The organism is Burkholderia multivorans ATCC BAA-247 (assembly GCF_000959525.1).
GTDB classification, from domain to species: Bacteria; Pseudomonadota; Gammaproteobacteria; order Burkholderiales; family Burkholderiaceae; genus Burkholderia; species Burkholderia multivorans.
The window spans coordinates 2633033-2657378 of record NZ_CP009832.1; the positions used below are offsets into that span (position 1 = coordinate 2633033).

Genomic DNA, 24346 nt, shown 5'->3' on the forward strand with positions numbered 1-24346 from the left:
CCTGAAAGCGCGGCCTGACCAAATACAACGCGTCGCCCGACTCAACCGGTTACAGGCCGTCGCAGGCCGCTCGTTTTCAGCGCGCTGCGTCTCATCGTCCCTGAAACCGTCGCGGCCGCTCACTCGAACCCATATCGACATCTGCCGAACGGCCGACTTGTTCCGGCTCTTGGCCGACGACAAAAATGCCCGTGCCGAATCGTTCGGCATACGGCGTGACCCACCGCATTCGGCCCGCGCGACCGAACTGTTTTTCTGCGCGTCACGGTTGCAAATATACACAAATGGGTATAAATTCATCGATGGTTCCGTACACCAAACCGCTCTACTGGCTCGGCTCGGCACGCAAGCACTTGAAAGCGATGCCCGAAGCGGTACAGGACACGTTCGGCTATGCGCTGTATCTGGCCCAGACGGGAGGAAAGCACGATCAGGCCAAGCCGTTGAGGGGTCTCGGATCGGCCGGCGTACTCGAGGTCGTGGAGTCGGAGGACAGCGGCACGTACCGGGCGGTCTATACGGTGAAACTCGGTGGCGCCGTCTATGTGCTGCACTGTTTCCAGAAGAAATCGTGCCGCGGTATCGCTACGCCGAAGCCGGACATCGAACTGGTTCGCGCGCGCCTGAGGGCAGCCGAAGCACACGCAAATGGAGAAAAGTGATGATCGAAATCGAACGGGGCAGCGGCAACGTCTACGCGGATCTTGGCACGCCCGACGCCGAAGAAATGCGCGTCAAGGCTCAACTCGCCGCCAAGATCGCGGAGATCATCAAGACTCGCAAATGGACGCAGCAGCACGCAGCACGATTGCTCGGCATGACGCAACCGAAGCTATCGAACATGCTGCGCGGGCAGTTTCGCGGTGTAAGCGAAGCGAAGATGCTCGACTGTCTCGCCAAGCTCGGGCGCGATGTACAGATCGTCGTAGGACCGGACCGTCATTCGGAAACCGAAGGACACATCGAGGTCGTGTTCGCTGCCTGACGGCACGGCAGGTTCGGGCAGCTCAATTCAATGGCCGCAGCTGCCGCCACGCGGCGAGTTTTTCCGCATACGAGATCGAAGCATAGGCGGGACTGCTCGACGGCAGGCGCAGCAGCCGATACCGGGCGCCCTCTTCACCGAGCGCCGTCATGCCGATTTTGGCGGCCGTTCCGCCGTTAAAGGCGATGGTCGTCAGATTCGGCAGCGTCTCGATCAGCGCGATCAAATCGTTGCTCGCGTGATCGCGTATGCGGCTATCGAGGCTGCCGATACGGCTCGCCTGGGCCACGACGTCCCACAATCCGATGCGATGTTCGAGCAACGTATCGAGACGCGCCGGATAGCTCATGCCGACGAGATCGCGCTCTATCACGTCGCCGACCAGCGACCAGAACTTGTTTTGCGGATGTCCGTAGTACTGGCGAAGCGCCAACGATCGCTCGCCCGGCAGGCTGCCGAGAATCAAGATGCGCGTGTTCGCATCAACGACTGGCGGAAAACAACGCTTGGTCATTTCGCGATCGACGCTCCCGTTGCGACATCGGGCCCACCCGTGCGCGGCCCATCGCCATGCGCATCGAGATGCCGCCACAGCGCCGGCAGCATGCACTCGGTGACCATCAACGGTGCGCCGTGACGCTGGAACACCGACCGTCGCGCCACAAACGCATGCGGCGCACGCGCGCCGCCGAGCGCATGGCTTGCGAGCGCATAAAGCGGATGGCCGGCGATCACGCGCCGGCTCACCAGCGCCGAGCGCTCGACCTGCGGATCGCTGTACAGCAGCTCGGCGAGCGGCCGCGTGCGTAGCCGCCGCATCGCCTGCCATACGCCCTTGCTCGCGGCGAGCGGCGCGATGCTGTGCGCGGCCACATACGGCGTGCCGTCGACCGACAGAATCACCTCGCGCACCCACATCGGCGCACGCGGCGCGCTGGCGAGCGCCGCGTGTTCGTCGAACCACGGTCGATCGACGGCCTCGCGCGTGACACGCACGCTCACGCGCCCGAGCCGCGCGAGGTGCGCGGTCAGCGAACCGCCGCGCGTGAGCCAGTCGCGCTGGTCCGGCGTGCATCCGGGCCGCGGCGTGTCGCGCCAGCCCGCAAGCGCGCCGTCGAATCGCATCCGCGCACTCACGCGGCGCGCGACAGCAGCAGCGCGTTGGTCCGCTTCACGAAGCTCGCCGGATCGTCGAGCATCCCGCCTTCGGCAAGCAGCGCCTGATCGAACAGCAGATGGCACCAGTCGCCGAAATCGGCGCTGTCGGCCTTCAGCTGCTTCACGAGCGCATGCTCGGGGTTGATCTCGAGAATCGGCTGGAACGACGGCGCCTTCTGGCCGGCCGCCTTCAGCATCCGCTGCAGGTAGCCGCTCATGTCGTTGTCGTCCGCGACGAGGCACGACGGCGAATCGGTCAGACGGAACGTGACGCGCACGTCCTTCACCTTGTCCCCGAGCGCTTCCTTCATCTTCTCGACGACCGGCTTGATCGCTTCGCCGGCCTCTTCCTGCGCCTTCTTCTCCTCGTCGTTCAGCGCGCCGAGATCGAGATCGCCGCGCGCGACGCTCGCGAGCGGCTTGCCGTCGAACTCGTGCAGGAACGACAGCATCCATTCGTCGACGCGATCGGTCAGCAGCAGCACCTCGACGCCCTTCTTGCGGAACACCTCGAGATGCGGGCTGTTCTTCGCGGCCTGCCACGTATCGGCCGTCACGTAGTAGATCTTCGTCTGCTCCGGCTTCATGCGCGCGACGTAGTCGGCGAGCGACACGTCCTGCGCATCGGTGTCGCCGTGCGTCGACGCGAAGCGCAGCAGCTTCGCGATGCGCTCGCGGTTCGCGTGATCCTCGCCGACGCCTTCCTTCAGCACCTGGCCGAACGCGCGCCAGAACGTCTTGTACTTCTCCTTGCCGGCATCGTCTTCCGCATTCGCGAGCTCTTCGAGCATCGACAGCGCGCGCTTGGTCACGCCTTCGCGGATCGCCTTGACGTCGCGGCTCTCCTGCAGGATTTCACGCGATACGTTCAGCGGCAGATCGGCCGAATCGACGACGCCCTTCACGAAGCGCAGGTATTGCGGCAGCAGCTGCTCGGCGTCGTCCATGATGAACACGCGCTTCACGTACAGCTTCAGGCCGCCGCGATAGTCGCGGTTCCACAGGTCGAACGGCGCCTGCGACGGCACGTACAGCAGCTGCGTGTATTCGCTGCGACCTTCGACGCGGTTGTGCGTCCACGTGAGCGGATCCTGATGATCGTGCGCGATGTGCTGATAGAACTGCTTGTACTGCTCGTCGGCGATGTCGCTTTTCGGCCGCGTCCACAGCGCGCTCGCCTGGTTGACGGTCTCGTCGTCGTCCTTGACGACCATCTCGCCCTTCTCCTGATCCCATTCCTCCTTCTTCATCAGGATCGGCAGCGCAATGTGGTCGGAATACTTCTGGATGATCGACTTCAGCCGGTACGAGGACAGCAGTTCGTCCTCGCCTTCGCGCAGATGCAGCGTGATCGTCGTGCCGCGCTGCGCGCGCTCGATCGCGTCGATCGTGAAATCGCCCTCGCCCGCGCTTTCCCAGCGCACGCCTTCGCTCGCGGGCAGGCCCGCGCGGCGCGTCTCGACGGTGATCTTGTCCGCGACGATGAAGCCCGAGTAGAAGCCCACGCCGAACTGGCCGATCAGCGCCGCATCCTTCTGCTGGTCGCCCGACAGCTTCGAGAAGAATTCCTTCGTGCCCGAGCGTGCGATCGTGCCGAGGTTCGCGATCGCCTCGTCGCGACTCATCCCGATCCCGTTGTCGTCGATCGTGATCGTGCGCGCAGCCTTGTCGTAGCCGATGCGGATGCGCAGGTTCGGATCGTCCTCGTAGAGCGCGTTGTCCGCGAGCGCCTCGAAACGCAGCTTGTCGGCCGCGTCGGACGCGTTCGACACCAGTTCGCGCAGGAAGATTTCCTTGTTGCTGTAGAGCGAATGAATCATCAGGTGGAGGAGCTGCTTGACCTCTGCCTGAAAGCTCATCGTTTCGTGTGCCATGGATGCTGTTTCCTCTTACTTGAACTTGAGTGGTGTGGCGCAGGCGTCCGGCGCGCGATGCCGGCCGGCCCGTCTAGGGACAACCGCCTGGCGCAAGCGGTTTGCGCGCGCAGATGGGGACGGCCGCGCCGATTTCAAGAGCCGGCACGGCCGCCGCGTCACGACGCGCGCCGCGTCGCCGATTCGATATAGCGCGCGAGAAACCCCGGCAGCGCCGGATCGCCGCAGTTCGCGACGTTGAAGCGCGTCCACGTCGACGGCGACTGCTGCGGCGAGAACAGGCTGCCCGGCGTCAGCAGAAAGCCTTCCTCGTGCGCGGCGGCCGCGAGCGCGTCCGAGTCGACACCCGTGTCGGCCCACAGGAACATGCCGGCCGCCGGCATCGCGAACAGCTTCAGGCCGGTGCGCTCGAGCATCCGCGCGGTCTTGTCGCGCACGCCGTCGAGCCGCGCGCGCAGCCGCTCGACGTGCCGCCGGTAGTGGCCTTCGGTCAGGATCTTGTACAGCACGCGCTCGTTCAGCTCGGGCGTCGTCATGCCGACCAGCATCTTCTGATCGGTGATCGCCTTCGCGATTTCCGGCGCGCACGCGACGTAGCCGACGCGCAGGTTCGCGGCAAGCGTCTTCGAATAGCTGCCGAGATAGATCACGCGCTTCAACTGATCGAGGCTCGCGAGCCGCGTGGCCGGATAGCTCGGCGGGCACAGGTCGCCGTACACGTCGTCCTCGACGACGAGGAAGTCGTACTGCTCCGCGAGTTTCAGGATCCGGAATGCCTGCGCGGCCGACAGCGACGTGCCGGTCGGGTTCTGCAGCACCGAATTGATCACGAGCATCTTCGGGCGCCACATCTGCACGAGCGTCTCGAGCGCGTCGAGGTCCGGACCGTCGGGCGTATAGGGCATCCCGACGAGCTGCGCGCCCTGCGACGCAAAGCGGCCGAACATCTGGAACCACGCGGGATCGCCGACGATCACCGCGTCGCCGGGCCGCACGTAGATCCGCGCGATCAGGTCGATCGCCTGCGTGATGCCCGAGACCATCACGATCTGCTCGGGCGTCGCGCCGATCTCGACTTCCGCGAGCCGCGTCTGCAGCTGTTGACGCAGCGGCAGGAAGCCCTGCGCGGTACCGAAGCCGAGCATCTGCGCGCCCGACTGGCGCCCGAGCGCGCGTAGCGCGCCGGTGATCAGCTCGCCGTCGAGCCAGCGTCCCGGCAGGTAGCCGAGACCGGGCCCCTTTTCCGGGCTGACCGTATGCAGCATGTTGCGCAGCAGCCAGACGACGTCGATCGTGTTGTGCACGGGCGTCGCTTCGGCGCCGCGCGTCGCGCCGTCGGCGACGGGCTGCGGGCCGACCGTGCGCTCGCGCACGTAGAAGCCCGAGCCGCGTCGCGAATCGAGATAGCCCTGCGCGACGAGGCGCTCGTACGCTTCGACGACGGTAAAGCGCGACACGCTCTTGTCGAGCGCGAGCTTGCGGATCGACGGCATGCGCATGCCGGGGCGGAACACGCGCTCGTCGATGCGGCGGCGCGCCCACTGGACGAGCTGGTCGACGAGCGTCAGCGTGGCGGTGTCGTGCGGGGCGGGAATCTGTGCGAGCGGAACGGAGGACATGGGCGGCGGCTCCAACTGTACCGAAGGGTATCGCGCCGATTGTACCGTTACTGTGCCGGTGCGCACGATTACAGTTGATCGACAACCGGCCGTTCGCGACCGGCCGCCGCGCGCCCGCGCGCCGCCACCGAGCGGCGCGGCTGCACCGGCGGCCGCTCGCGAGCGGCCGGTTGGCCATGACAGTTCCGCTTCCCGACCGACGCCGATGCCTACCCGCTCCCTGACCCTCGACCATCTCGTGATTGCCGCGCGCACGCTCGACGAAGGCGTGCGCCATGTCGCCGACGCGCTCGGCGTCGCCCCGGCCGGCGGTGGCCGCCATCCGCTGATGCGCACTCATAATGCGCTGTTCGGCCTCTGGGGCGGCCTGTATCTCGAAGTCATCGCGATCGATCCGGACGCACGCGACGACGCGACGGGCGGCGCGCCGCGGCGCGCGCGGCTGTTCGCGCTCGACGATCCGGCAATGCAGGCACGCGTCGCGCAGGGTCCGTTCCTCGCGCATTGGGTCGCGCGCGTCGAGCGCCCGCGCCGGCTCGCGCTGTGGCAAAGCCAGTACCCGGACCGCATTCCGCCCGTCGTCGCGATGCAGCGCGGCGATCTGACGTGGGGCCTGACGGTGCCCGACGACGGCGCGTTCCCCGCGTGGCAGCAGGCCGGCGACGGCCTCGTGCCGTCGCTGATCCAGTGGGACGGCCCGCGCCATCCGGCCGATTCGCTGCCGCACGACGGCGTCGCGCTGACGGCGCTCAAGGGCCGCCATCCGCGTGCGGACCTGATCGGCGAGCAGCTCGACTGGCTCGGCGCCGCCCATCTGCTCGACCTCGAAGCGGCCGACGGCCCGCCCGCGCTGATCGCCGAATTCGACACGCCGCACGGCCCGCGCGCGCTGCGCTGAACGCACGCCGCGCCGCGTGCCCGAACCCCACGATACGGAGACACCCTCGACATGAATTCGCGCGAAACCCGGGGCATGCTGCTCGGCCTGATCGGCGTGATGATCTTCAGCCTGACGCTGCCGATGACGCGCATCGTCGTCGCCGAGCTCCATCCGCTGCTCAACGGGCTCGGCCGCGCGCTCGCGGCCGCGGTGCCGGCCGGCCTGCTGCTGTGGTGGCGCCGCGAGCCGCTGCCGACGCGCACGCAGCTGAAAAGCCTGGCCGTCGTGTCGGCCGGCGTGATCGTCGCGTATCCGGTGTTCTCCGCGTGGGCGATGAAGACCGTGCCCGCGTCGCACGGCGCGGTCGTCAACGGACTGCAGCCGCTGTTCGTCGCGCTGTATGCGGCCTGGCTGTCGCACGAACGCCCGTCGAAGGCGTTCTGGGTCAGCGCGGTCACGGGCAGCGCGCTCGTGATCGCGTTCGCGCTGCGCGACGGCGGCGGCACCGTGCAGCCCGGCGACGCGCTGATGCTCGTCGCGGTGGGCATCGGCGCGCTCGGCTACGCGGAAGGCGCGCGCCTCGCGCGCCAGATCGGCGGCTGGCAGGTGATCTGCTGGGCGCTCGTCGTGTCCGCGCCGTTCCTCGTGCTGCCGGTCGGCTGGCTCGCGTGGCTGCAGCACGCCGCCCATCCGGGCCCGCTCGCGCCGCGCACGTGGCTCGCGTTCGGCTACGTGACCCTCTTTTCGCAATTCATCGGCTTTTTCGCGTGGTATGCAGGGCTGGCGATCGGCGGCACCGCGCGCGTGGGCCAGGTGCAACTGCTGCAGATCTTCTTCACGATCGCGTTTTCCGCGCTGCTGTTCGGCGAAACGGTCACGCCCTCCACGTGGCTGTTCGCCGCCGCCGTGATCGCGACCGTGATGCTCGGCCGGCGCTCGGCGGTCGCCACGGCGCCGCGTCCCGCTCGCGCCGGCTGATGAGGTACGCCATAATGTCCGCTTTGCCTGAACGGTTCTGCCCACCCGGCCGCGACGGCACGCACGCGCTCGCGCATGCTCACCCGGCTGCGTCGACGCGATCGGCCCGATCGACCTTTCTTGACTGACCACGATATCCGAACGAGGAGACTATGAATCCGAGCGACCTGCACCCGCCGCACTGGCAGCTTTCCGAACGCGCCCGCAAGCTGACGAGCTCGGCGATCCGCGAGATCCTGAAGGTCACGGAACGCCCCGAGGTCATCTCGTTCGCCGGCGGCCTGCCCGCGCCCGCGACGTTCCCGGCCGAGCGCATGCGCGCGGCCGCCGACCGCGTGCTGCGCGACGCGCCGGCCGCGGCGCTGCAGTACAGCGCGACCGAAGGCTATCTGCCGCTGCGCGAGTGGATCGCCGAGCGCTATCGCGTGCGCGTGTCGCAAGTGCTGGTCACGACCGGCTCGCAGCAGGCGCTCGACCTGCTCGGCAAGGCGCTCGTCGATCCGGGCAGCCCGATCCTCGTCGAAACGCCGACCTACCTCGGCGCGCTGCAGTCGTTCTCGCTGTACGAGCCGCGCTACGTGCAGGTGCCGACCGACGAACAGGGCCTGCTGCCCGACGGCCTGACGCCCGCGCTCACGCAGGGCGCGCGCCTGCTGTACGCGCAGCCGAACTTCCAGAATCCGACGGGCCGCCGCCTGCCGGTCGAGCGCCGCCGCGCGCTGGCCGCATTCGCGCAGACGAGCCCGTTCCCGGTGCTCGAAGACGATCCGTACGGCGCGCTGAACTATCAGGGCGAGCCGCTGCCGACGATGCTGTCGATGGCGCCCGACCACATCGTGCACCTCGGCACGTTCTCGAAGGTGCTCGCGCCTGGCCTGCGGATCGGCTACATCATTGCGCCCGAGGAACTGCACTTCAAGCTCGTGCAGGCGAAGCAGGCCACCGACCTGCACACGCCGACGCTCACGCAGCGCATCGCACACGAGGTGATCAAGGACGGCTTCCTCGACGAGCACATCCCGACGATCCGCCAGCTGTACGGCGCGCAGTGCGAAGCGATGCTCGGCGCGCTCGCGCGTCACATGCCGGAAGGCGTCACGTGGAACCGCCCGGAAGGCGGGATGTTCGTCTGGGTGAACCTGCCGAAGCAGATCGACAGCATGGCGCTGCTCGCGACGGCGGTCGAGAATCACGTCGCCTTCGTGCCGGGCGCGCCGTTCTTCGCGAACGACGCGCAGCAAAATACGCTGCGCCTGTCGTTCGTGACGGTGCCGCCCGAGAAGATCGAGGAAGGCGTCGCGCGGCTCGGCAAGCTGATCCGCGAGCGCCTCTGATCCGCCCTTTTTTCCTGTCAAGACTCACTACGAGGAACGAACGCATGGCTAACGTCTACGACAAACTGAAATCGCTGGGCATCGAACTGCCGAGCGCCGGCGCACCGGCTGCCGCCTACGTGATGAGCGCGCAAAGCGGCAACACGGTCTACCTGTCGGGCCACATCGCGAAGAAGGACGGCAAGGTATGGGCCGGCAAGCTCGGCGCCGATCTGACGACCGAAGACGGCAAGGCGGCCGCGCGCGCGATCGCGATCGACCTGCTCGCGACGCTGCACGCGCACACCGGCGACCTGAACAAGGTCACGCGCATCGTGAAGCTGATGAGCCTCGTGAACTCGACGCTCGACTTCACCGAGCAGCACATCGTGACGAACGGCGCATCGGAACTGATCGCGGAAGTGTTCGGCGATGCGGGCAAGCATGCACGCTCGGCGTTCGGCGTCGCGCAGATTCCGCTCGGCGCCTGCGTCGAGATCGAACTGATCGCCGAAGTCGCGTAATACGCCGATGTCCGGCCGCCTCGTTCGCTTCGCGCAGGTCGACGTGTTCACGTCGGTGCCGTTCAAGGGCAATCCGCTGGCGGTCGTATTCGACGCCGATTCGCTCGACGACGACGCGATGCTCGCGATCGCCCGCTGGACGAACCTGTCGGAAACGACGTTCGTCTGCGCGCCGAGCGATCCGGGCGCCGACTATCGCGTGCGGATCTTCACGCCGGCCGGCGAGCTGCCGTTCGCCGGCCACCCGACGCTCGGCACCGCGCACGCGTTCCTCGCGAGCGGCGCGCGGCCGCGCACGGCGGGCCGGCTCGTTCAGCAATGCGGCGTGGGCCGCGTCGTGCTACGCGAACAGGGCGACGGCTGGGCATTCGCCGCGCCGCCGGCGCGCTTCACGCCGGTCGATCGTTCGGATTACGCGGCGCTCGCCGCCGCGCTGCGCTCCGACGCGATCGATCCGGATGCCGAACCGTGCGCGGTCGACAACGGCGCGCCCTGGCTCGTCGTGCGCCTGACGTCGGCCGACGCGTGCATCGGCCTCGCGCCCGATCCGGCCGCGCTCGAAGCGATCACGCATCGCTACGGCACGCACGGGCTCGCCGCCTATGCGCCGCATGCGGCCGGCGGCCCCGCGACGTTCGAAATCCGCTGCCTGATGACGGGCGGCAGCTTCGGCCTCGGGGAAGATCCGGTCACCGGCAGCGCGAACGCCGCGCTGGCCGGGTTGCTCGCGCGCCAGCAACGGCGCCCGGGCCCGTCCTATACGGCCCGCCAGGGCACCGCGATCGGCCGCGACGGCCGCGTATCGGTCCACTACGACGCCGACGGCACGACGTGGATCGGCGGCAGCACGATCACCGTCGTCGACGGCACGTTCCGTCTTCCCGCCTGACGGTTTCCCGTCCCGAGGGCGCCCGTCCGCGGCGCCCTTCCCCCCCGCTATCGCAAAACCGCACCAGCCAGTAATATCGGGCCTAATCCGTTGCTTCGGACGTTTGCCCGGTATTCGCTCGCCGCGAACCGGCGGACGCCGCTGCGATCCCACCAGCCGGCCATCCCCCGACGATGGCGTACGCGAGAGCAGGACGCCGCCCTTCGATGAGCTTCGCCCGGTCATCCCACCCGCCGCCGCCGCGGCTGCGCACGCCGCGCAAGTCGAGGCGCCGGGCGCTATTCGCGATCCCGCTGCTCGGGATGCTCGCGCTGGCGCTGCTGTGGGCCGTGATCATCGCGCGGCTGTCGGTCGAGAAGGACAGCGCGTACAAGGAGGCGGCCGCATCGGCGGCGATCCTGTCGTCCGCGCTCGAACAGCACACGGTCAAGGCGATCCACCAGGTCGACCAGATCACGCGCTTCGTCAAGTTCGAGTTCGAGAAGTCGCCCGCGCACTTCAATCTCGCGAGCGCGGTCGAGAAAGGCGTCGTGCCGAGCGACACGCTGATCCAGGTCTCGCTCGTCAACGCGAAGGGCATGCTGTTCGCGAATACGGCCGAGACGCGCCCGCAAGCGATCAACCTGTCCGATCGCGAGCACTTCCAGGTGCATCTCGCGCACAACGACGACCGCCTCTACATCAGCAAGCCCGTGCTCGGCCGCGTATCGGGCCACTGGACGCTGCAGATGACGCGGCGGCTGAACAATCCGGACGGCAGTTTCGCCGGCATCGTCGTCGTATCGGAAGACCCGAGCTACTTCACGAACGACTTCTACAACAACGCGGCGATCGGCAAGGAAGGCGTGATCGCGGTCGTCTCCGACACCGGCGCCGTGCTCGCGCGCCGCACCGGTTCGGTCAGCAATGCGCCCGGCGCGTTCTCCGCATCGGGCGTCTATCCGATCGCCGAGCGCGTGACGGGGACGATCGCCGATCCGATCGACGGCGTCACGCGCATCGTGTCGTACCGTCACCTCGACGGCTATCCGCTCGCGGTGATGGTCGGGCTGTCGCAGGCCGAAGAGTTCGCGGACTACTACCACACGCGCAACGTCTATCTGCTGATGACGAGCTTCATCACGCTCGCGATGCTCGCGTTCTTCGGCGTTGCCACGGGCCTGATCGGCAAGCTGCTCGGCCGCGAGCGCGAGATGACGCAGCTCGCCGAATACGACCTGCTGACGGGCCTCGCGAACCGCTACGCGACGCTGCGCGGGCTGCGCAACGACGTGTCGATGCCGTCGAGCCTGTCGCGGCTCGGGCTGCTGTTCATCGATCTCGACAACTTCAAGACCGTCAATGACACGCTCGGCCACAACGCCGGCGACATCGTGCTGCAGATGACGGCATCGCGCCTGTCGGATGCCGTGGGCGACGAAGGCACGCTCGCGCGCATCGGCGGCGACGAGTTCGTCGTCGTGATGAAGGGCGACGACGTCGAACGGCGCGCGGTACGGCTTGCCGAGGCGATCATCCGGATGTTCGCCGAGCCGTTCGACGTGCGCGGCAGCTCGTTCGTGCTGCACGCCAGCATCGGCATCGCGCTGCACACGGTCGCGAACGAAAGCGAGATCGACCTGCTGAAGAAGGCCGACCTCGCGATGTACAGCGCGAAGGACGCGGGCAAGAACTGCTACCAGTTCTATGCGCCGCATCTGTCGCACCGTGCCGATCACCTGATGCGCTGGGAGCAGCAGCTGCGCGTCGCGCTCGCCGAAGGGCAGCTGTTCCTCGCGTACCAGCCGAAAATCGATCTCGCGCACCGCACGATCACGGGCTTCGAGGCGCTCGCGCGCTGGGATCACCCCGAGCACGGGATCATCTCCGCGAACGAGTTCATTTCGATTGCCGAATCGACCGGGCTGATCGTGCCGATCGGCGATTTCGTGATCCGCACCGCGTGCCGGCAGATTGCGCGCTGGCGCGAGGAAGGCCACGACACGCTGACGCTCGCCGTCAATATCTCGCCCGTGCAGTTCTGGCGCGGCGACCTGATCGAGACGATCTCGGGCGCGCTGCGCGAAACCGGCATCGACGCGAACCGCCTCGAGATCGAGATCACCGAGACCGCGATGATGGAATATCCGGAGCTCGTGTCCGAGAAGATCGTCGCGCTGAAGAAGCTCGGCATCCGGATCGCGCTCGACGACTTCGGCACCGGCTATTCGTCGCTGTCGTACCTGCATCGCTTCTCGGTCGACACGCTGAAGGTCGACCGCTCGTTCGTGCAGGCGATTCCGCACGATCGCAGCGTGTGCGTGATGGTCGCGTCGATCGTGCATCTCGCGCGTTCGCTCGGGCTGACCGTCGTCGTCGAAGGCACCGAGACCGACGAGCAGATCGCGTGGCTGTCCGCGCTCGGCGAGATCGAGGCACAGGGCTTCCTGTTCTCGCGGCCGGTGCCGGCCGACGCGATCCCCGCGCTGATCGCGCGCTTCGGCGTGCGCGGCGACCATCCGAACGTCGTACCGCACCGCGCGGCCGGCGGCACGAGTGCCTGATCGCACAAGCCGCCGCGCTCTTCCCTCCCCGTGCGCCGGCACGCCGACCGATGCGGCCGCATCGATTGGTTCAATTTCCGCGCCAATTGCGCCTTTCGTTTACTAGCGTTTTCGCGCATGGAAGTGTCACGATCCGCGGCGGACAATCGGAAGGCCTTTCGTGCCGGCGGGCCGCCGGCACCTGACACGCGCGAGAGATCCGGCCTGCCGGCCGACTACAACCATGACGACCACCGTCGAAATCGAAACGCCCGAGCGCATCGACCGCGCATCGCTGTTGACCTTGTTCAAGGTCGTGCTTGGCATTTCCGCGGTGTCGTGGGGCGGCCTGTCGATGATGGCGCAGCTCGAACGCCACTACGTGCATCGCGTGCAGCGCATCGACGCGCAGACGTTCGCCGATCTCGTGTCGCTCGCCTGGCTCGTGCCGGGCCCCGTCGGCTGCAACGTCGCGGTGCAGGTCGGCCAGACGCTGCATGGCCGCGCCGGCGCATGGATTGCCGGCATCGCGAGCGTGCTGCCGTTCTTCGCGCTGATGACGCTGTTCGCGGTGTTCTACCGCACGCCGCTCGTCCGCTCGCTCGCCGCGCCGATGCTGCTCAATCATTTCGGGATGGTGCTCGCCGCGCTGATCGGCGTCACGTGGGTCAAGCAGCTGCGTACGCTCGCGCGCACGCGGCGCGAGCAGGCGATCGCCGCGCTGTCGACGATTCTGCTTGCGTTCGCGCATAGTCCGGCCGCTTTCGTCGGGATTCTTTTCGCGGCGTTTGCCGCCGGTTGGTTGAGTGGGCCGCAGCAGGAGGACGCGGTCGGCTTCGCGTTGTCGCGACGCGACCGCAACCTGCTCGTGCTGCTCGCGATCCTCGTCGCGCTGTTCGCGCTGCCGCTGCCCGGCCATTACCAGGCGACGCTGCTCTGGCCGCGCCTCGCCGGCGCCGGGATGACGCTGTTCGGCGGCGGCTTTTCCGCGCTGCCGGTGCTGAAGACGCTGTTCGTCACGCCGGCGACCGGCATCTCGGAACACGACTTCACGCTCGCGTTCGCGCTGTCGCCCGTATCGCCCGGGCCGCTGCTGAACGTCGTGCCGTTTCTCGGCTATCTGACCGACGGCTGGGTCGGCGCACTGCTCGCGACCGCGGCGCTGTTCATTCCGTCCGGCTGCCTGGTCGTGTTCGCGCAACGCCATCTGCAGCGGCTGCGCCGCCATTCGCGCTTCGAGCACGGCATGCGGCTGCTGCGCGCGGCGACGACGGGCTTTCTCGTCGTCGCGGTCGTGAAGATCCTGCATCGTGAGCCGGCCAACCCGGCCTACTGGCTGACCGGCGCGTTCGCCGCGCTCTGCTTCGCGCGCTTCAAGGTGCCCGTGTATGCGGTGTACGGCGCGGTCGCAATGGCCTGCGGCGCCTGGCTGCTCGCCGCACATTGAACGACGGGCGCCGCCGCACGTAGGCGGCCGCGCCCGTCGCTTCGCCGATCAGCCTGCCTGCACCGCGACGCGGCGCGCGATCCAGCGTGCGCGCAGCGCGTCGTACGCGAGATTGAAGCAGAACGTGTACGGCAGGAAGAACAGTACGATGCCGAGGTCCAGCAGCAACGCCTCGATCAGGCTCACGTTGAGCCACCACGCGGCGAGCGGCACCACCATCGCGACCAGGCCCGCCTCGAAACCGACCGCATGCGCGATACGCACGCCGATCGTGCGCGATAGCCCCGCGCGGCGCTCGAAGCGGTCGAACAGCGTGTTGAAGATCATGTTCCACGCCATCGCGACCAACGACACCATCACGGTCAGCACGCCGACGTGCGCAACCGGCATGTCGAGCAGCCACGCGCCGATCGGCGCGCACAGCGCGATCGCGACGAGCTCGAACGTCAGCGCGTGGACGAGCCGCTCCATCACCGTCTTGTTCGTTTGTTTCATGATTCGCTCCCTCTGAGTGTGTTTCGTCGATGGGGTGCATTTTGATCGGTCGATACGGATACATCCAGTTTGTTATCATCGGTTTTACCGATATATCAACGACAGGACAACCCGATGCGCCATCCGCCCGAAGCCCTCGTCGCGTTCGCCGAAGCGGCGCAGCTCGGCTCGTTCACGGCCGCCGCGAAGAAGCTCGGCAAGCGGCAGTCGACGGTGTCCGAGGCGATCGCCAACCTCGAGATCGATCTCGGCGTGCAGCTGTTCGACCGCTCGACGCGCTCGCCGACGCTGACCGACGCCGGCCGCGCGCTGCTGCCGCACGTGCAGCGCACACTCGAGGCCGGCGCCGCGATCGATCGCGTCGCCGCGCGGCTCGCGCGCGGAGAGGAAGCGCGGCTGACGCTCGTCGTCTCCGACACGTATCAGTCGAAGCGCTACGAAGAAACACTCACCGCGCTCGAACAGCGGTTTCCGGCGCTCGAACTCGAATGCCAGATCGCCGAGCACGACGACGTGCTGGACCTGATTCAGCAAGGGCGCGCGCAACTCGGGCTGATGGCCGCGCGCGCGAGCTACCCGCCCGACATCGGCGCGGCAACGGTGGCGGAGGAATCGGAAATCGGACTGTTCGTCGGCCGCACGCATCCGCTCGCCGACTACCGCGATGCCGAAGTGCCGCATGCGGCGCTACGCGATGCACGCGAGCTGCGGCTCAATACGTACGTGATGCCCGAAGGTCGCAGCAGCGATCACCGGATCGTCGTCGGCACGCAGCGCTGGCTCGCGCCGAGCTATCTGATGCTGCTGGAAATGGCGGTGCTGGGATTCGGCTGGGCCGAACTGCCGCGCTGGATGGTCGAGCATTTCGCGCGCGACCGGCTGTGCGAACTGCGTGCGCGCGGCTGGCCGCGGCGCGTGCGCGTCGATGCGGTGTGGTCGCGCAACCGGCCGCTCGGGCCGGCCGGCTCGTGGCTGCTCGACGCGATGCTCGCCGCATAACGCGGCGTCGCGCGAGGCCGGCCTGCGCGAGAGGCGTTCAGAAGCCGCGCGACAGCACGGCGGCGCCGATCGTCACGACGCCGAGCACGAGATTGACGATGACGAGCAGGCGCACGCCGTTGACCGCGCGCGCGCCGTCCGGCCAGTTCTGCGCCTGCACCGCGCGGCGGATGCGCGGAAACAGCGCGAAGCGGATATGGCCGAAGATCAGCATCATCACGACGCCGAGGCCCGCCATCGCGTGCAGCGGCCAGGTCGCATGCGCGCCGCCGAACTGCATCAACAGGAAGCCGCCGGACAGCAGGATCACGATCACCGCGCCCGCGACCCAGTTGAAAAAGCGGCCGAACACGCCTTCGATCAGCGGCAGCCGAAGCTGCGGCGCGAGATCCGACAGCGCGGGCCGCAGGCAGAAATGCGCAAATACCATCCCGCCCACCCACACGGCGACGGCCAGCAGATGAAGAAACAGCGCGACGGTAACGGCATGAGACATGGCGACGATCCTGTGACGGGTTGAATGTGGGAACGCGAGCCGGTGTGCGCCGTACGGCGGGACGCACGCGGCATCAAGCGACGTTCGACCGGCGCGCCGCCGCGCGGTTCAGGCGCCGCACCCGATTTCACACTATTTTGCATGTTACGCGCGACGATGCGCGGCGCGGCACCCGCGCCCAGCAAAAAAGCCGCACGCCCGCCGAAGCGGAACGTGCGGCTTTGGGACGCCGGGCGCGCGGCCTGTCAGCCGAGCAGCGGACGCAGCTCGGTCACGACCTTCAGCTTCGTGTCGGGTGCGCGCCCCTTGCGCGCGCGCTTGCCGATATGCGGCGCGAGACCCGCATACGACAGCGTCTCGTCCTGCACCTTGCCGCCACGGCCCGTGCCGATCAGCACGACGCCGGCCGGATCGATCGCGAGCGCCTGCACGAGGGTTTCCTTGTCGTCGAGCGCCATCAGCGTCACGCCGCGTCCACCGCCCGACAGCGTCTTCATCTCGTCGATGCCGAACACCAGCAGCCGCCCGCCGCTCGACAGACACGCGACCTGCGTCGCGTTCGGCAGCACCGGCATCGGCGCGAGCGGCACCGCGCCCGGATCGATCGTCATGAACGACTTGCCGGCCTTCACGCGGCTCACCATGTCGCCGACCTTCGCGATGAAGCCGAAGCCGTTGCTCGAGGCGAGCAGCAGCGGCTGGTCGGCCGACGCCGCGTAGTAATGCATCAGATGCGAGCCCGATTCGAGCTCGATCAGCGACGTGACCGGCACGCCGTCGCCGCGGCCGCCCGGCAGCACCGACACGTCGACCGAGTACACGCGGCCGCTGCTGCCCCACGCGATCAGCCGATCCGGCGTGCGGCACTGGAACGCCGCATACAGGCTGTCGCCGGCCTTGAACGAGAAGCCCGCCGGATCGAGCCCGTGGCCCTTCAGTGCGCGCACCCAGCCCTTCTGCGACACGACGACCGTCACCGGTTCGTCGACGACCTTCGCCTCGAACGTCGCGCGCTTCTCCTGCTGGATCAGCGTGCGGCGATCGTCGCCGTACTGCTTCGCGTCGGCCTCGATCTCCTTGATCATCAGCCGCTTCATCGCGCTGTCGTTCGCGAGCAGTTCTTCCAGCTTCGCCTTCTCGTCGCGCAGCGATTCGAGCTCCTTCTCGATCTTGATCTTCTCGAGCCGCGCGAGCTGACGCAGCCGGATTTCGAGGATGTCCTCGGCCTGACGGTCCGTGAGTCCGAATGCACTCATCAGCGCGGCCTTCGGCTCGTCCGACTCGCGGATGATGCGGATCACCTCGTCGAGATTCAGGAAGACGATCATCCGCCCTTCGAGGATGTGGATGCGATCGTCGACCTTGCCGAGACGATGGCGGCAGCGGCGCGTCATCGTCATCTGGCGGAACTTCACCCATTCGTCGAGGATAGTCAGCAGCCCCTTCTGGCCCGGCCGGCCGTCGGCGCCGATCATCACGAGGTTCAGCGTCGCGTTCGATTCGAGGCTCGTATGCGCGAGCAGCGAGTTGACGAATTCCGTCTGGTCGATCGTGCGCGACTTCGGCTCGAACACGAGCCGCACCGCCGCTTCCTTGCCCGATTCGTCGCGTACCGCGTCGAGCAGATCGAGCATCGCCTTCTTCGTGTTCAGCTGCTCGGGCGTCAGCGTCTTCTTGCCGAGCTTGAGCTTCGGGTTCGTCAGCTCCTCGATTTCCTCGAGCACCTTCTGGCACGACGTGTTCGGCGGCAGCTCGGTGACGACGAGCTGCCACTGGCCGCGCGCGAGATCCTCGATCTTCCAGCGCGCGCGCACCTTCAGGCTGCCGCGGCCCGTCTCGTAGGCCGACGCGATTTCGGCGTCGCTCGAAATGATCTGCCCGCCGCCCGGGAAATCGGGGCCCGGGATCAGCGTCATGAGTTCTTCGTGCGTGAGCTTCGGGTTGCGGATCAGCGCGACCGCGGCGGCCGCGACCTCGCGCAGGTTGTGCGACGGAATTTCGGTCGCGAGACCGACCGCGATGCCCGACGCGCCGTTCAGCAGCACGAACGGCATGCGGCTCGGCAGCGTCTTCGGCTCCTCGAACGAACCGTCGTAGTTCGGCATGAAGTCGACCGTGCCCTGGTCGATCTCGTCGAGCAGCAGCTTCGAGATCGGCGTGAGCCGCGCTTCGGTGTAGCGCATCGCCGCCGCCCCGTCGCCGTCGCGCGAGCCGAAGTTGCCCTGACCGTCGATCAGCGGGTAGCGCAGCGAGAAGTCCTGCGCGAGACGTACGAGCGCGTCGTACGCCGACTGATCGCCGTGCGGGTGGTACTTGCCGAGCACGTCGCCGACCACGCGCGCCGATTTCACCGGCTTCGCGTCCGGGCCGAGGCCCATTTCGTTCATCGCATAGAGAATGCGGCGCTGCACCGGCTTCTGGCCGTCGCAGACGTCGGGCAGCGCGCGGCTCTTCACGACGCTGACCGCATAGCTGAGATACGCCTGCTCCGCGTAATTGCCGAGCGTCAGCGCATCGGCCTCGGGCGAGTCGGACCCGGCAAAGAGATCGGAGGTGTTGTCGTCCATCTGAATTCCGTATTCGTAAGTGGCGTGAGGGCGCGCCGCGCATCATGCGCGGCCGCGCTCGGGGCGCTTAGATATCCGCTTCGACGTCGTTGCCCTTTTCCTCGAGCCAGCCGCGCCGTGCGGCCGCCTCGCCCTTGCCCATCAGCATCGTCATCCGCGCGACGGTCGTCTCGTAGTCGAGCTCGCCGAGCTTCACCGGCATCAGGCGGCGCGTATCGGGGTTCATCGTCGTGTCCCACAGCTGCTCCGCGCTCATTTCGCCGAGACCCTTGAAGCGGCTGATGCTCCATTGCGTTTCGCGCACGCCGTCCTTGCGCAGCTTGTCGAGGATCGCCTCCAGTTCGCCTTCGTCGAGCGCGTAGAGCTTCTGCGCGGGCTTCTTGCCGCGCGCCGGCGCGTCGACGCGGAACAGCGGCGGCCGCGCCACATACACGTGGCCGCGCTCGATCAGCTGCGGGAAATGCTTGAAGAACAGCGTGAGCAGCAGCACCTGGATGTGCGAGCCGTCGACGTCCGCGTCCGACAGGATGCAGATCTTGCCGTAGCGCAGGTTCGACAGATCGACGCTGTCGTCCGGGCCGTGCGGATCGACGCCGATCGCGACCGAAATGTCGTGCACTTCGTTGTTCGCGAACAGACGGTCGCGCTCGGTTTCCCACGTGTTCAGCACCTTGCCGCGCAGCGGCAGGATCGCCTGGTATTCCTTGTCGCGGCCCATCTTCGCGGAACCGCCCGCCGAGTCGCCTTCGACGAGGAACAGCTCGTTGCGCGCGATGTCTTCCGTCTCGCAGTCGGTCAGCTTGCCCGGCAGCACCGCGACGCCCGAGCTCTTGCGCTTCTCGACCTTCTGGCCCGCGCGCGTGCGCGCCTGCGCCTGCTTGATCACGAGCTCCGCGAGCTTCTTGCCATGCTCGACGTGCTGGTTCAGCCACAGCTCGAGCGCCGGACGCGAGAACGACGACACGAGCTTCACCGCGTCGCGGCTGTTCAGCCGTTCCTTGATCTGCCCTTGGAACTGCGGATCGAGCACCTTCGCGGACAGCACGAACGACACGCGCGCGAACACGTCTTCGGCGAGCAGCTTCACGCCCTTCGGCTGCAGGTTGTGCAGTTCGACGAAGCTCTTCACCGCCTGATAGAGACCGTCGCGCAGGCCGGATTCATGCGTGCCGCCGGCCGGCGTCGGGATCAGGTTGACGTACGACTCGCGCACCAGCGAGCCTTCCTCGCTCCAGGCGACGACCCACGACGCGCCCTCGCCTTCGGCGAACGTGTCGTCGCCCGAACGCGAATCGGCGAAGCGTTCGCCCTCGAACAGCGGAATCAGCAGTTCGCTGCCGTTCATCTCGTCGAGCAGATAGCCGCGCAGGCCGTCCTCGTATTTCCAGCTCTGGCGCTCGCCGCTCTTCTCGTTGACGAGCACGACCTCGACGCCCGGCAGCAGCACGGCTTTCGAGCGCAGCAGGCGCTGCAGTTCGCCGAGCGGCAGGTTTGCCGAGTCGAAGTACTTCGGATTCGGCCATACGCGCACGCGCGTGCCCGACTTCTTCTCGCCGCGGCCGGCCGGCTGCGTGGACAGCGGCTTGACGACGTCGCCGTCGGCGAAACCGAGCTCCGCGATCTTGCCGTCGCGCCAGACGGTCACGTCGAGCCGCGTCGCGAGCGCGTTCGTCACCGACACGCCGACGCCATGCAAGCCGCCCGAGAACGTGTATGCGCCGCCCGCCGCCTTGTCGAACTTGCCGCCCGCATGCAGGCGCGTGAACACGATTTCGACGACCGGCACGCCTTCGTCGGGATGCAGGCCGAACGGAATGCCGCGGCCGTCGTCCTCGACGGAGACCGACTGGTCCGCGTGCAGCGTGACCGTGATCTGCTTGCCGTAACCGCCGAGCGCCTCGTCGGACGCGTTGTCGATGACTTCCTGGATGATGTGCAGCGGATTCTCGGTGCGGGTATACATGCCGGGCCGCTGCTTGACCGGCTCGAGACCCTTGAGCACCTTGATCGATGCTTCGCTATAGGCCGCGCTGGGCTTCTTCGTTGACATAGGCGCTGAATATCGTCATGCGTCCGGGCGTTGTCCACATCTCGTGTGGATAACGTCGTGGACAAAACGTTGAGTTCCGTAAAAAAGCGAATCGAAACAACGGTGTGCTTGGACTGCTCCGAAAGCGGGCGCGCCGCATGCGCGGCGCGGCCCGGGACGCGCGGTATTTTACTGGTTCCGCGTCGCGCGCCGTCGCGACAAGGCGCGCGTGGCGCCGGCACGCCGGCCGCGCGCGCGAGCCGCAGGCTGCCGACGCGCACCGCGCGTCATACCGGCTTGCGTTTCGCTTCGAGCGTTTCCCAGCGTTCGAGCGCCGCGAGCAGTTCGTCGTCGATCGCCGCGAACCGCTCGGTGAGGCGCGCGCCTTCCTGCGGGTCCTTCGCGAAGATCGAACCGTCCTCGAGCTGCGCGCCGATCGTCTTTTGCTCGGCCTCGAGTGCGGCGATCTTCTCCGGCAGCGCATCGAGTTCGCGCTGCTCGTTGAACGACAGCTTCACCGTGCGCTGTGCGTTGCGGCCCGCCGCGCTTTTCGCCGGCTCGTCCTTGACCGGCGCCGCTTCCTTGACCGCGCGCTTCGCGGCTTCCTGCTGCGCGAGCTGCCCGGCGCGCTCGCTCTGGATCTGCCAGTCGGTGAAGCCGCCGACGTACTCGCGCCACTTGCCGTCGCCTTCGGATGCGATCACCGACGTCACGACGTTGTCGAGAAACGCGCGATCGTGGCTGACGAGCAGCACGGTGCCGTCGTAATCCGTCAGCAGTTCTTCGAGCAGTTCGAGCGTCGGGATGTCGAGGTCGTTGGTCGGTTCGTCGAGCACCAGCACGTTGGCCGGACGCGCGAACAGGCGCGCGAGCAGCAGGCGGTTGCGCTCGCCGCCCGACAGCGACTTGACCGGCGAGCGCGCGCGCTCCGGCGCGAACAGGAAGTCGCCGAGATAGCTCATCACGTGCTTGCGCACGCCGCCGATTTCGACCCACTCGCTGCCGGGGCTGATCGTATCCGCGAGGCTCTTTTCCTGATCGAGCTGCGCGCGCATCTGGTCGAAATACGCGACCTGCAGGTTCGTGCCCGTGCGCACCGTGCCTTCGTCCGGCTTCAGTTCGCCGAGGATCAGCTTGAGCAGCGTGGTTTTCCCCGCACCGTTGGGGCCGACGAAGCCGATCTTGTCGCCGCGCATCACCGTCGCCGTGAAGCGGTCGACGATCGTGCGGCCGCCGTAGCGCTTCGTCACGTCGGTCAGTTCCGCGACGATCTTGCCGGACTTCTCGCCCTGCGCGACGTCGAGCTTCACGTTGCCCTGCGCGTTGCGGCGCTCCGCACGCTCGCGGCGCATCTGCTCGAGCCGCGCGATGCGGCCGACGCTGCGCGTGCGACGCGCCTCGACGCCCTTGCGGATCCACACTTCTTCCTGCGCGAGCAGCTTGTCGAATTTCTCGTTCTCGACGCGCTCCACTTCGAGCTGCTGCGCCTTGCGCGTCTGGTAAGCGGAGAAATTGCCCGGATACGACAGCAAGCGGCCGCGATCGAGTTCGACGATGCGCGTTGCGACGCGATCGAGGAACGCGCGATCGTGCGTGATGAACAGCAGGCCCGCGCGCTGCGCGACCAGCAGTTCTTCGAGCCAACGGATACCGTCGAAGTCGAGGTGGTTCGTCGGTTCGTCGAGCAGCAGCACGTCCGGCTGCAGCACCAGCGCACGCGCGAGCGCGACGCGCTTCTGCATGCCGCCCGACAGCGCCTCGACGCGCGCGTCGCCGTCCTGCAGCCCGATCTGCGCGAGCGTCATCGACACGCGCGTGCGCCAGTTCCACGCGTCGTGCGCATCGAGCGACGACTGCAGCGCGTTCATCCGCGCGAGCAGCGCATCGTGCTCGGCGCCTTCCGGCGTCTCGGCAAGGCGATGCGCGATCGCGTCGTATTCGTCGAGCAGTTCGCGCGTGTGCGTGAGCCCCGACGCGACCGCGTCGAACACCGTCGCACCGGGCTCGAACTCCGGCTCCTGCGGCACGTAGACCGTCACGAGTTCCTGCTGCCGCGTGACGAGGCCGTCGTCGGGCTTCGCGAGCCCCGCGACGATCTTCAGCAGCGACGACTTGCCCGCGCCGTTGCGGCCGATCAGACCGACGCGCTCGCCGGCTTCCAGCGAGAAATCCGCGTGATCGAGCAACGCGACGTGACCGAACGCGAGTTGCGCGCCGGTAATGGAATAAAGCGACATGGGGAAACGGCGAAGAGAAATCGGAAGCGCCCATTGTACCGGTGGCGCGCGTCGCCGACCGTATGGCCGGATGGACGAGTGCCGCGGCGGAGCACGCCGCGGCGAAGCGGCGCGCATCGCGCGCGCCGCGCAATGGCGGTTACTTCACGTTGACGGTGATCGTCGAGCTCAATTCGGGACCGTACGAGCGGTGTGCGCCGTCGCCGAGCTGGAGTGTGAGCGTGTGCTGGCCGGGCGGCAGCGTGACGTCGGTTTCGGTCTGCGCCTTGCCGAAATGCAGCGAATGTTCGGTGGCGGGGATCACGTCGCCCTTCGGCACCGGCTTGCCGTCGATCAGCAGATGGTGATGGCCGGTGTCCGGCGTCATGTCGCCGGCCGGCTTCAGCGCCATTCCTTCGAGGCCGAACTTGACGTGCACGGGGTTCGACACCGTCGCGCCGTCCTTCGGCTCGACGAAGAACACGCGCGCTTCGGCGCGCGCGAGCGTCGATACGGCGAATGCCGCGACGCATACCGCACCCGCGATCCACTTTTTGTTGAGCATCGTTGACTCCTTTCAGATTGACAGGCTCACGAAGCATACACTGCGCGGCGATCGCTGGCGACGAGGCGCGCTGTTCGCGATGCGTACGTTTAACACGACGTTGGCGCAGAGATCGGCGAAATTCCGGTACCATTGCGCCTTTCGTCCGGCGGCCGCGCCGCGGACGGCATTACACGGACTTTCATCTTTCGAGCGCGTCATGAGCGAAGTAACCGAATACCAGAGCTGGGTCTGCCTGATTTGCGGGTGGGTCTACAACGAAGCGGAAGGGCTGCCGGACGAGGGCATCGCGCCCGGCACGCGTTTCGCGGACATTCCCGCCGACTGGCGCTGCCCGCTGTGCGACGTGGGCAAGGAAGATTTCGTCGTCGTCGACTTCTGATCTTCCGATCTTCCGATTGCGACGGCCGCTTGACCCGCGCATCGGCGCGCATTCCGTCCGCCGATGCGTCGCGCGTTTGCTATACTCTGCGCGCTGTCCACACCGCCGTCCAGCTCGCGCGCTCGCGCGATGTCTGCCGGACATGGCTCTCCCCGTAGTTCAGGGGATGGAATGACAGGCACAAGGCTTGTCCGGCAAGGCTCACACCCCTTGCTGTAGCAAATTTGTAGCACGTGAAGAAGCCCGCTCGTAGCGGGCTTTTGTGCTTCTGAGCGTCACTCCTGCCACCGGTCGCAAAGCAACTTGCACTGCCTGATGATGTAACAGTACCGGGGCCTTATCAGACAAAACGCATTGAACGCCCATCGAGATCGGGAGAATCGCGCCGAGATTCGTCTATGCTTGTTA

General features: G+C 67.3%; 21 protein-coding genes. 11 read left to right on the forward strand and 10 right to left on the reverse strand.

Annotated elements, in window-relative coordinates; genetic code table 11:
• Positions 1-284: 284 nt before the first annotated feature.
• Together NP80_RS24650 and NP80_RS24655 are read left to right on the forward strand one after the other, a co-directional pair.
• On the forward strand, positions 285-662 hold the full coding sequence (locus NP80_RS24650; protein ID WP_006405634.1) for a type II toxin-antitoxin system RelE/ParE family toxin: 378 nt from the start codon (positions 285-287) through the stop codon (positions 660-662).
• Entirely contained in the window at positions 662-985 is a 324-nt protein-coding gene (locus NP80_RS24655; RefSeq protein WP_006405635.1) for a helix-turn-helix domain-containing protein, read from the forward strand. The genes NP80_RS24650 and NP80_RS24655 overlap by 1 nt, the downstream gene beginning before the upstream one ends.
• 22 nt (positions 986-1007) lie before the next feature.
• Here the strand turns inward: NP80_RS24655 and NP80_RS24660 are convergent, their stop codons facing one another.
• The 4 genes from NP80_RS24660 to NP80_RS24675 all read right to left on the reverse strand — a co-directional run bounded on the left by NP80_RS24660 (position 1008) and on the right by NP80_RS24675 (position 5636).
• Entirely contained in the window at positions 1008-1499 is a 492-nt protein-coding gene (locus NP80_RS24660; RefSeq protein ID WP_006409760.1) for a DNA-deoxyinosine glycosylase, read from the reverse strand.
• Complete coding sequence (locus NP80_RS24665; RefSeq protein ID WP_006398690.1) at positions 1496-2110, reverse strand: chorismate--pyruvate lyase family protein; 615 nt, start codon at positions 2108-2110, stop codon at positions 1496-1498. The genes NP80_RS24660 and NP80_RS24665 overlap by 4 nt, the downstream gene beginning before the upstream one ends.
• Before the next feature lie 8 nt (positions 2111-2118).
• A complete protein-coding gene (htpG, locus tag NP80_RS24670) occupies positions 2119-4017 on the reverse strand; it encodes a molecular chaperone HtpG (protein WP_006409758.1) in 1899 nt (632 codons plus the stop codon).
• 158 nt (positions 4018-4175) lie between these two features.
• The gene (locus tag NP80_RS24675; RefSeq protein ID WP_006405639.1) at positions 4176-5636 is read right to left on the reverse strand and encodes an aminotransferase-like domain-containing protein; all 1461 of its coding nucleotides are present in this window, start codon (positions 5634-5636) and stop codon (positions 4176-4178) included.
• Positions 5637-5841: 205 nt separating this feature from the next.
• On the opposite strand from NP80_RS24675, the gene NP80_RS24680 reads away from it, so the two are divergent.
• The 7 genes from NP80_RS24680 (at position 5842) to NP80_RS24710 (ending at position 14189) form a co-directional block, all read left to right on the forward strand.
• Positions 5842-6534, forward strand: a complete 693-nt coding sequence (locus tag NP80_RS24680) for a VOC family protein (protein WP_035488688.1) — start codon at positions 5842-5844, stop codon at positions 6532-6534.
• A gap of 51 nt (positions 6535-6585) precedes the next feature.
• Positions 6586-7494: a DMT family transporter gene (locus tag NP80_RS24685; RefSeq protein WP_006405641.1), complete on the forward strand. Its 909-nt coding sequence runs from the start codon at positions 6586-6588 to the stop codon at positions 7492-7494.
• A 152-nt stretch (positions 7495-7646) separates the two neighbouring features.
• Positions 7647-8828 (forward strand): aminotransferase-like domain-containing protein, encoded by a 1182-nt coding sequence (locus tag NP80_RS24690; RefSeq protein ID WP_006411490.1) that lies wholly within the window; start codon positions 7647-7649, stop codon positions 8826-8828.
• 44 nt (positions 8829-8872) lie between these two features.
• Positions 8873-9331, forward strand: coding sequence for a RidA family protein (locus NP80_RS24695; protein ID WP_006398680.1), 459 nt, complete (start codon positions 8873-8875; stop codon positions 9329-9331).
• A 7-nt stretch (positions 9332-9338) separates the two neighbouring features.
• Positions 9339-10220: a PhzF family phenazine biosynthesis protein gene (locus tag NP80_RS24700; protein ID WP_006405644.1), complete on the forward strand. Its 882-nt coding sequence runs from the start codon at positions 9339-9341 to the stop codon at positions 10218-10220.
• A gap of 206 nt (positions 10221-10426) precedes the next feature.
• On the forward strand, positions 10427-12763 hold the full coding sequence (locus NP80_RS24705) for a bifunctional diguanylate cyclase/phosphodiesterase (RefSeq protein ID WP_006405645.1): 2337 nt from the start codon (positions 10427-10429) through the stop codon (positions 12761-12763).
• A 223-nt stretch (positions 12764-12986) separates the two neighbouring features.
• Positions 12987-14189, forward strand: a complete 1203-nt coding sequence (locus NP80_RS24710; protein ID WP_006405646.1) for a chromate transporter — start codon at positions 12987-12989, stop codon at positions 14187-14189.
• Positions 14190-14237: 48 nt separating this feature from the next.
• Here NP80_RS24710 and NP80_RS24715 read toward each other — a convergent pair whose 3' ends face one another.
• On the reverse strand, positions 14238-14684 hold the full coding sequence (locus NP80_RS24715) for a multidrug/biocide efflux PACE transporter (protein WP_006405647.1): 447 nt from the start codon (positions 14682-14684) through the stop codon (positions 14238-14240).
• Between the two features lie 114 nt (positions 14685-14798).
• Between NP80_RS24715 and NP80_RS24720 the strand changes: the two genes are divergently transcribed.
• Positions 14799-15683 carry a LysR family transcriptional regulator gene (locus NP80_RS24720; protein WP_006405648.1) on the forward strand — a complete coding sequence of 295 codons (885 nt, stop codon included), beginning with the start codon at positions 14799-14801 and terminating at the stop codon, positions 15681-15683.
• Between the two features lie 37 nt (positions 15684-15720).
• On the opposite strand, the gene NP80_RS24725 is transcribed toward NP80_RS24720, so the two are convergent.
• The 5 genes from NP80_RS24725 to NP80_RS24745 form a co-directional block, all read right to left on the reverse strand.
• Positions 15721-16179: a CopD family protein gene (locus NP80_RS24725; protein WP_006398674.1), complete on the reverse strand. Its 459-nt coding sequence runs from the start codon at positions 16177-16179 to the stop codon at positions 15721-15723.
• A 245-nt stretch (positions 16180-16424) separates the two neighbouring features.
• On the reverse strand, positions 16425-18746 hold the full coding sequence (gene parC, locus NP80_RS24730; protein WP_006405649.1) for a DNA topoisomerase IV subunit A: 2322 nt from the start codon (positions 18744-18746) through the stop codon (positions 16425-16427).
• A gap of 67 nt (positions 18747-18813) precedes the next feature.
• Positions 18814-20796 carry a DNA topoisomerase IV subunit B gene (gene parE / locus NP80_RS24735; protein WP_006405650.1) on the reverse strand — a complete coding sequence of 661 codons (1983 nt, stop codon included), beginning with the start codon at positions 20794-20796 and terminating at the stop codon, positions 18814-18816.
• Between the two features lie 266 nt (positions 20797-21062).
• Positions 21063-23012: an ATP-binding cassette domain-containing protein gene (locus tag NP80_RS24740; protein ID WP_006405651.1), complete on the reverse strand. Its 1950-nt coding sequence runs from the start codon at positions 23010-23012 to the stop codon at positions 21063-21065.
• 139 nt (positions 23013-23151) lie between these two features.
• Positions 23152-23556, reverse strand: coding sequence for a DUF4399 domain-containing protein (locus tag NP80_RS24745; RefSeq protein ID WP_006405653.1), 405 nt, complete (start codon positions 23554-23556; stop codon positions 23152-23154).
• Positions 23557-23755: 199 nt separating this feature from the next.
• On the opposite strand from NP80_RS24745, the gene NP80_RS24750 reads away from it, so the two are divergent.
• Positions 23756-23938 (forward strand): rubredoxin, encoded by a 183-nt coding sequence (locus tag NP80_RS24750; protein WP_006398668.1) that lies wholly within the window; start codon positions 23756-23758, stop codon positions 23936-23938.
• Positions 23939-24346 lie beyond the last annotated feature (408 nt).

What these genes read in the sequence shown, in the direction of transcription:
- NP80_RS24695 (WP_006398680.1), top strand. Translation starts at nt 8,873, where the DNA reads ATGGCTAACGTCTACGACAAACTGAAATCGCTGGGCATCGAACTGCCG.
- NP80_RS24715 (WP_006405647.1), bottom strand. Translation starts at nt 14,684, where the DNA reads ATGAAACAAACGAACAAGACGGTGATGGAGCGGCTCGTCCACGCGCTG.
- NP80_RS24720 (WP_006405648.1), top strand. Translation starts at nt 14,799, where the DNA reads ATGCGCCATCCGCCCGAAGCCCTCGTCGCGTTCGCCGAAGCGGCGCAG.
- htpG (WP_006409758.1), bottom strand. Translation starts at nt 4,017, where the DNA reads ATGGCACACGAAACGATGAGCTTTCAGGCAGAGGTCAAGCAGCTCCTC.
- NP80_RS24750 (WP_006398668.1), top strand. Translation starts at nt 23,756, where the DNA reads ATGAGCGAAGTAACCGAATACCAGAGCTGGGTCTGCCTGATTTGCGGG.
- parE (WP_006405650.1), bottom strand. Translation starts at nt 20,796, where the DNA reads ATGTCAACGAAGAAGCCCAGCGCGGCCTATAGCGAAGCATCGATCAAG.
- parC (WP_006405649.1), bottom strand. Translation starts at nt 18,746, where the DNA reads ATGGACGACAACACCTCCGATCTCTTTGCCGGGTCCGACTCGCCCGAG.
- NP80_RS24745 (WP_006405653.1), bottom strand. Translation starts at nt 23,556, where the DNA reads ATGCTCAACAAAAAGTGGATCGCGGGTGCGGTATGCGTCGCGGCATTC.
- NP80_RS24680 (WP_035488688.1), top strand. Translation starts at nt 5,842, where the DNA reads ATGCCTACCCGCTCCCTGACCCTCGACCATCTCGTGATTGCCGCGCGC.
- NP80_RS24665 (WP_006398690.1), bottom strand. Translation starts at nt 2,110, where the DNA reads ATGCGATTCGACGGCGCGCTTGCGGGCTGGCGCGACACGCCGCGGCCC.
- NP80_RS24675 (WP_006405639.1), bottom strand. Translation starts at nt 5,636, where the DNA reads ATGTCCTCCGTTCCGCTCGCACAGATTCCCGCCCCGCACGACACCGCC.
- NP80_RS24700 (WP_006405644.1), top strand. Translation starts at nt 9,339, where the DNA reads ATGTCCGGCCGCCTCGTTCGCTTCGCGCAGGTCGACGTGTTCACGTCG.
- NP80_RS24740 (WP_006405651.1), bottom strand. Translation starts at nt 23,012, where the DNA reads ATGTCGCTTTATTCCATTACCGGCGCGCAACTCGCGTTCGGTCACGTC.
- NP80_RS24705 (WP_006405645.1), top strand. Translation starts at nt 10,427, where the DNA reads ATGAGCTTCGCCCGGTCATCCCACCCGCCGCCGCCGCGGCTGCGCACG.
- NP80_RS24690 (WP_006411490.1), top strand. Translation starts at nt 7,647, where the DNA reads ATGAATCCGAGCGACCTGCACCCGCCGCACTGGCAGCTTTCCGAACGC.
- NP80_RS24660 (WP_006409760.1), bottom strand. Translation starts at nt 1,499, where the DNA reads ATGACCAAGCGTTGTTTTCCGCCAGTCGTTGATGCGAACACGCGCATC.
- NP80_RS24685 (WP_006405641.1), top strand. Translation starts at nt 6,586, where the DNA reads ATGAATTCGCGCGAAACCCGGGGCATGCTGCTCGGCCTGATCGGCGTG.
- NP80_RS24710 (WP_006405646.1), top strand. Translation starts at nt 12,987, where the DNA reads ATGACGACCACCGTCGAAATCGAAACGCCCGAGCGCATCGACCGCGCA.
- NP80_RS24655 (WP_006405635.1), top strand. Translation starts at nt 662, where the DNA reads ATGATCGAAATCGAACGGGGCAGCGGCAACGTCTACGCGGATCTTGGC.
- NP80_RS24725 (WP_006398674.1), bottom strand. Translation starts at nt 16,179, where the DNA reads ATGTCTCATGCCGTTACCGTCGCGCTGTTTCTTCATCTGCTGGCCGTC.
- NP80_RS24650 (WP_006405634.1), top strand. Translation starts at nt 285, where the DNA reads ATGGGTATAAATTCATCGATGGTTCCGTACACCAAACCGCTCTACTGG.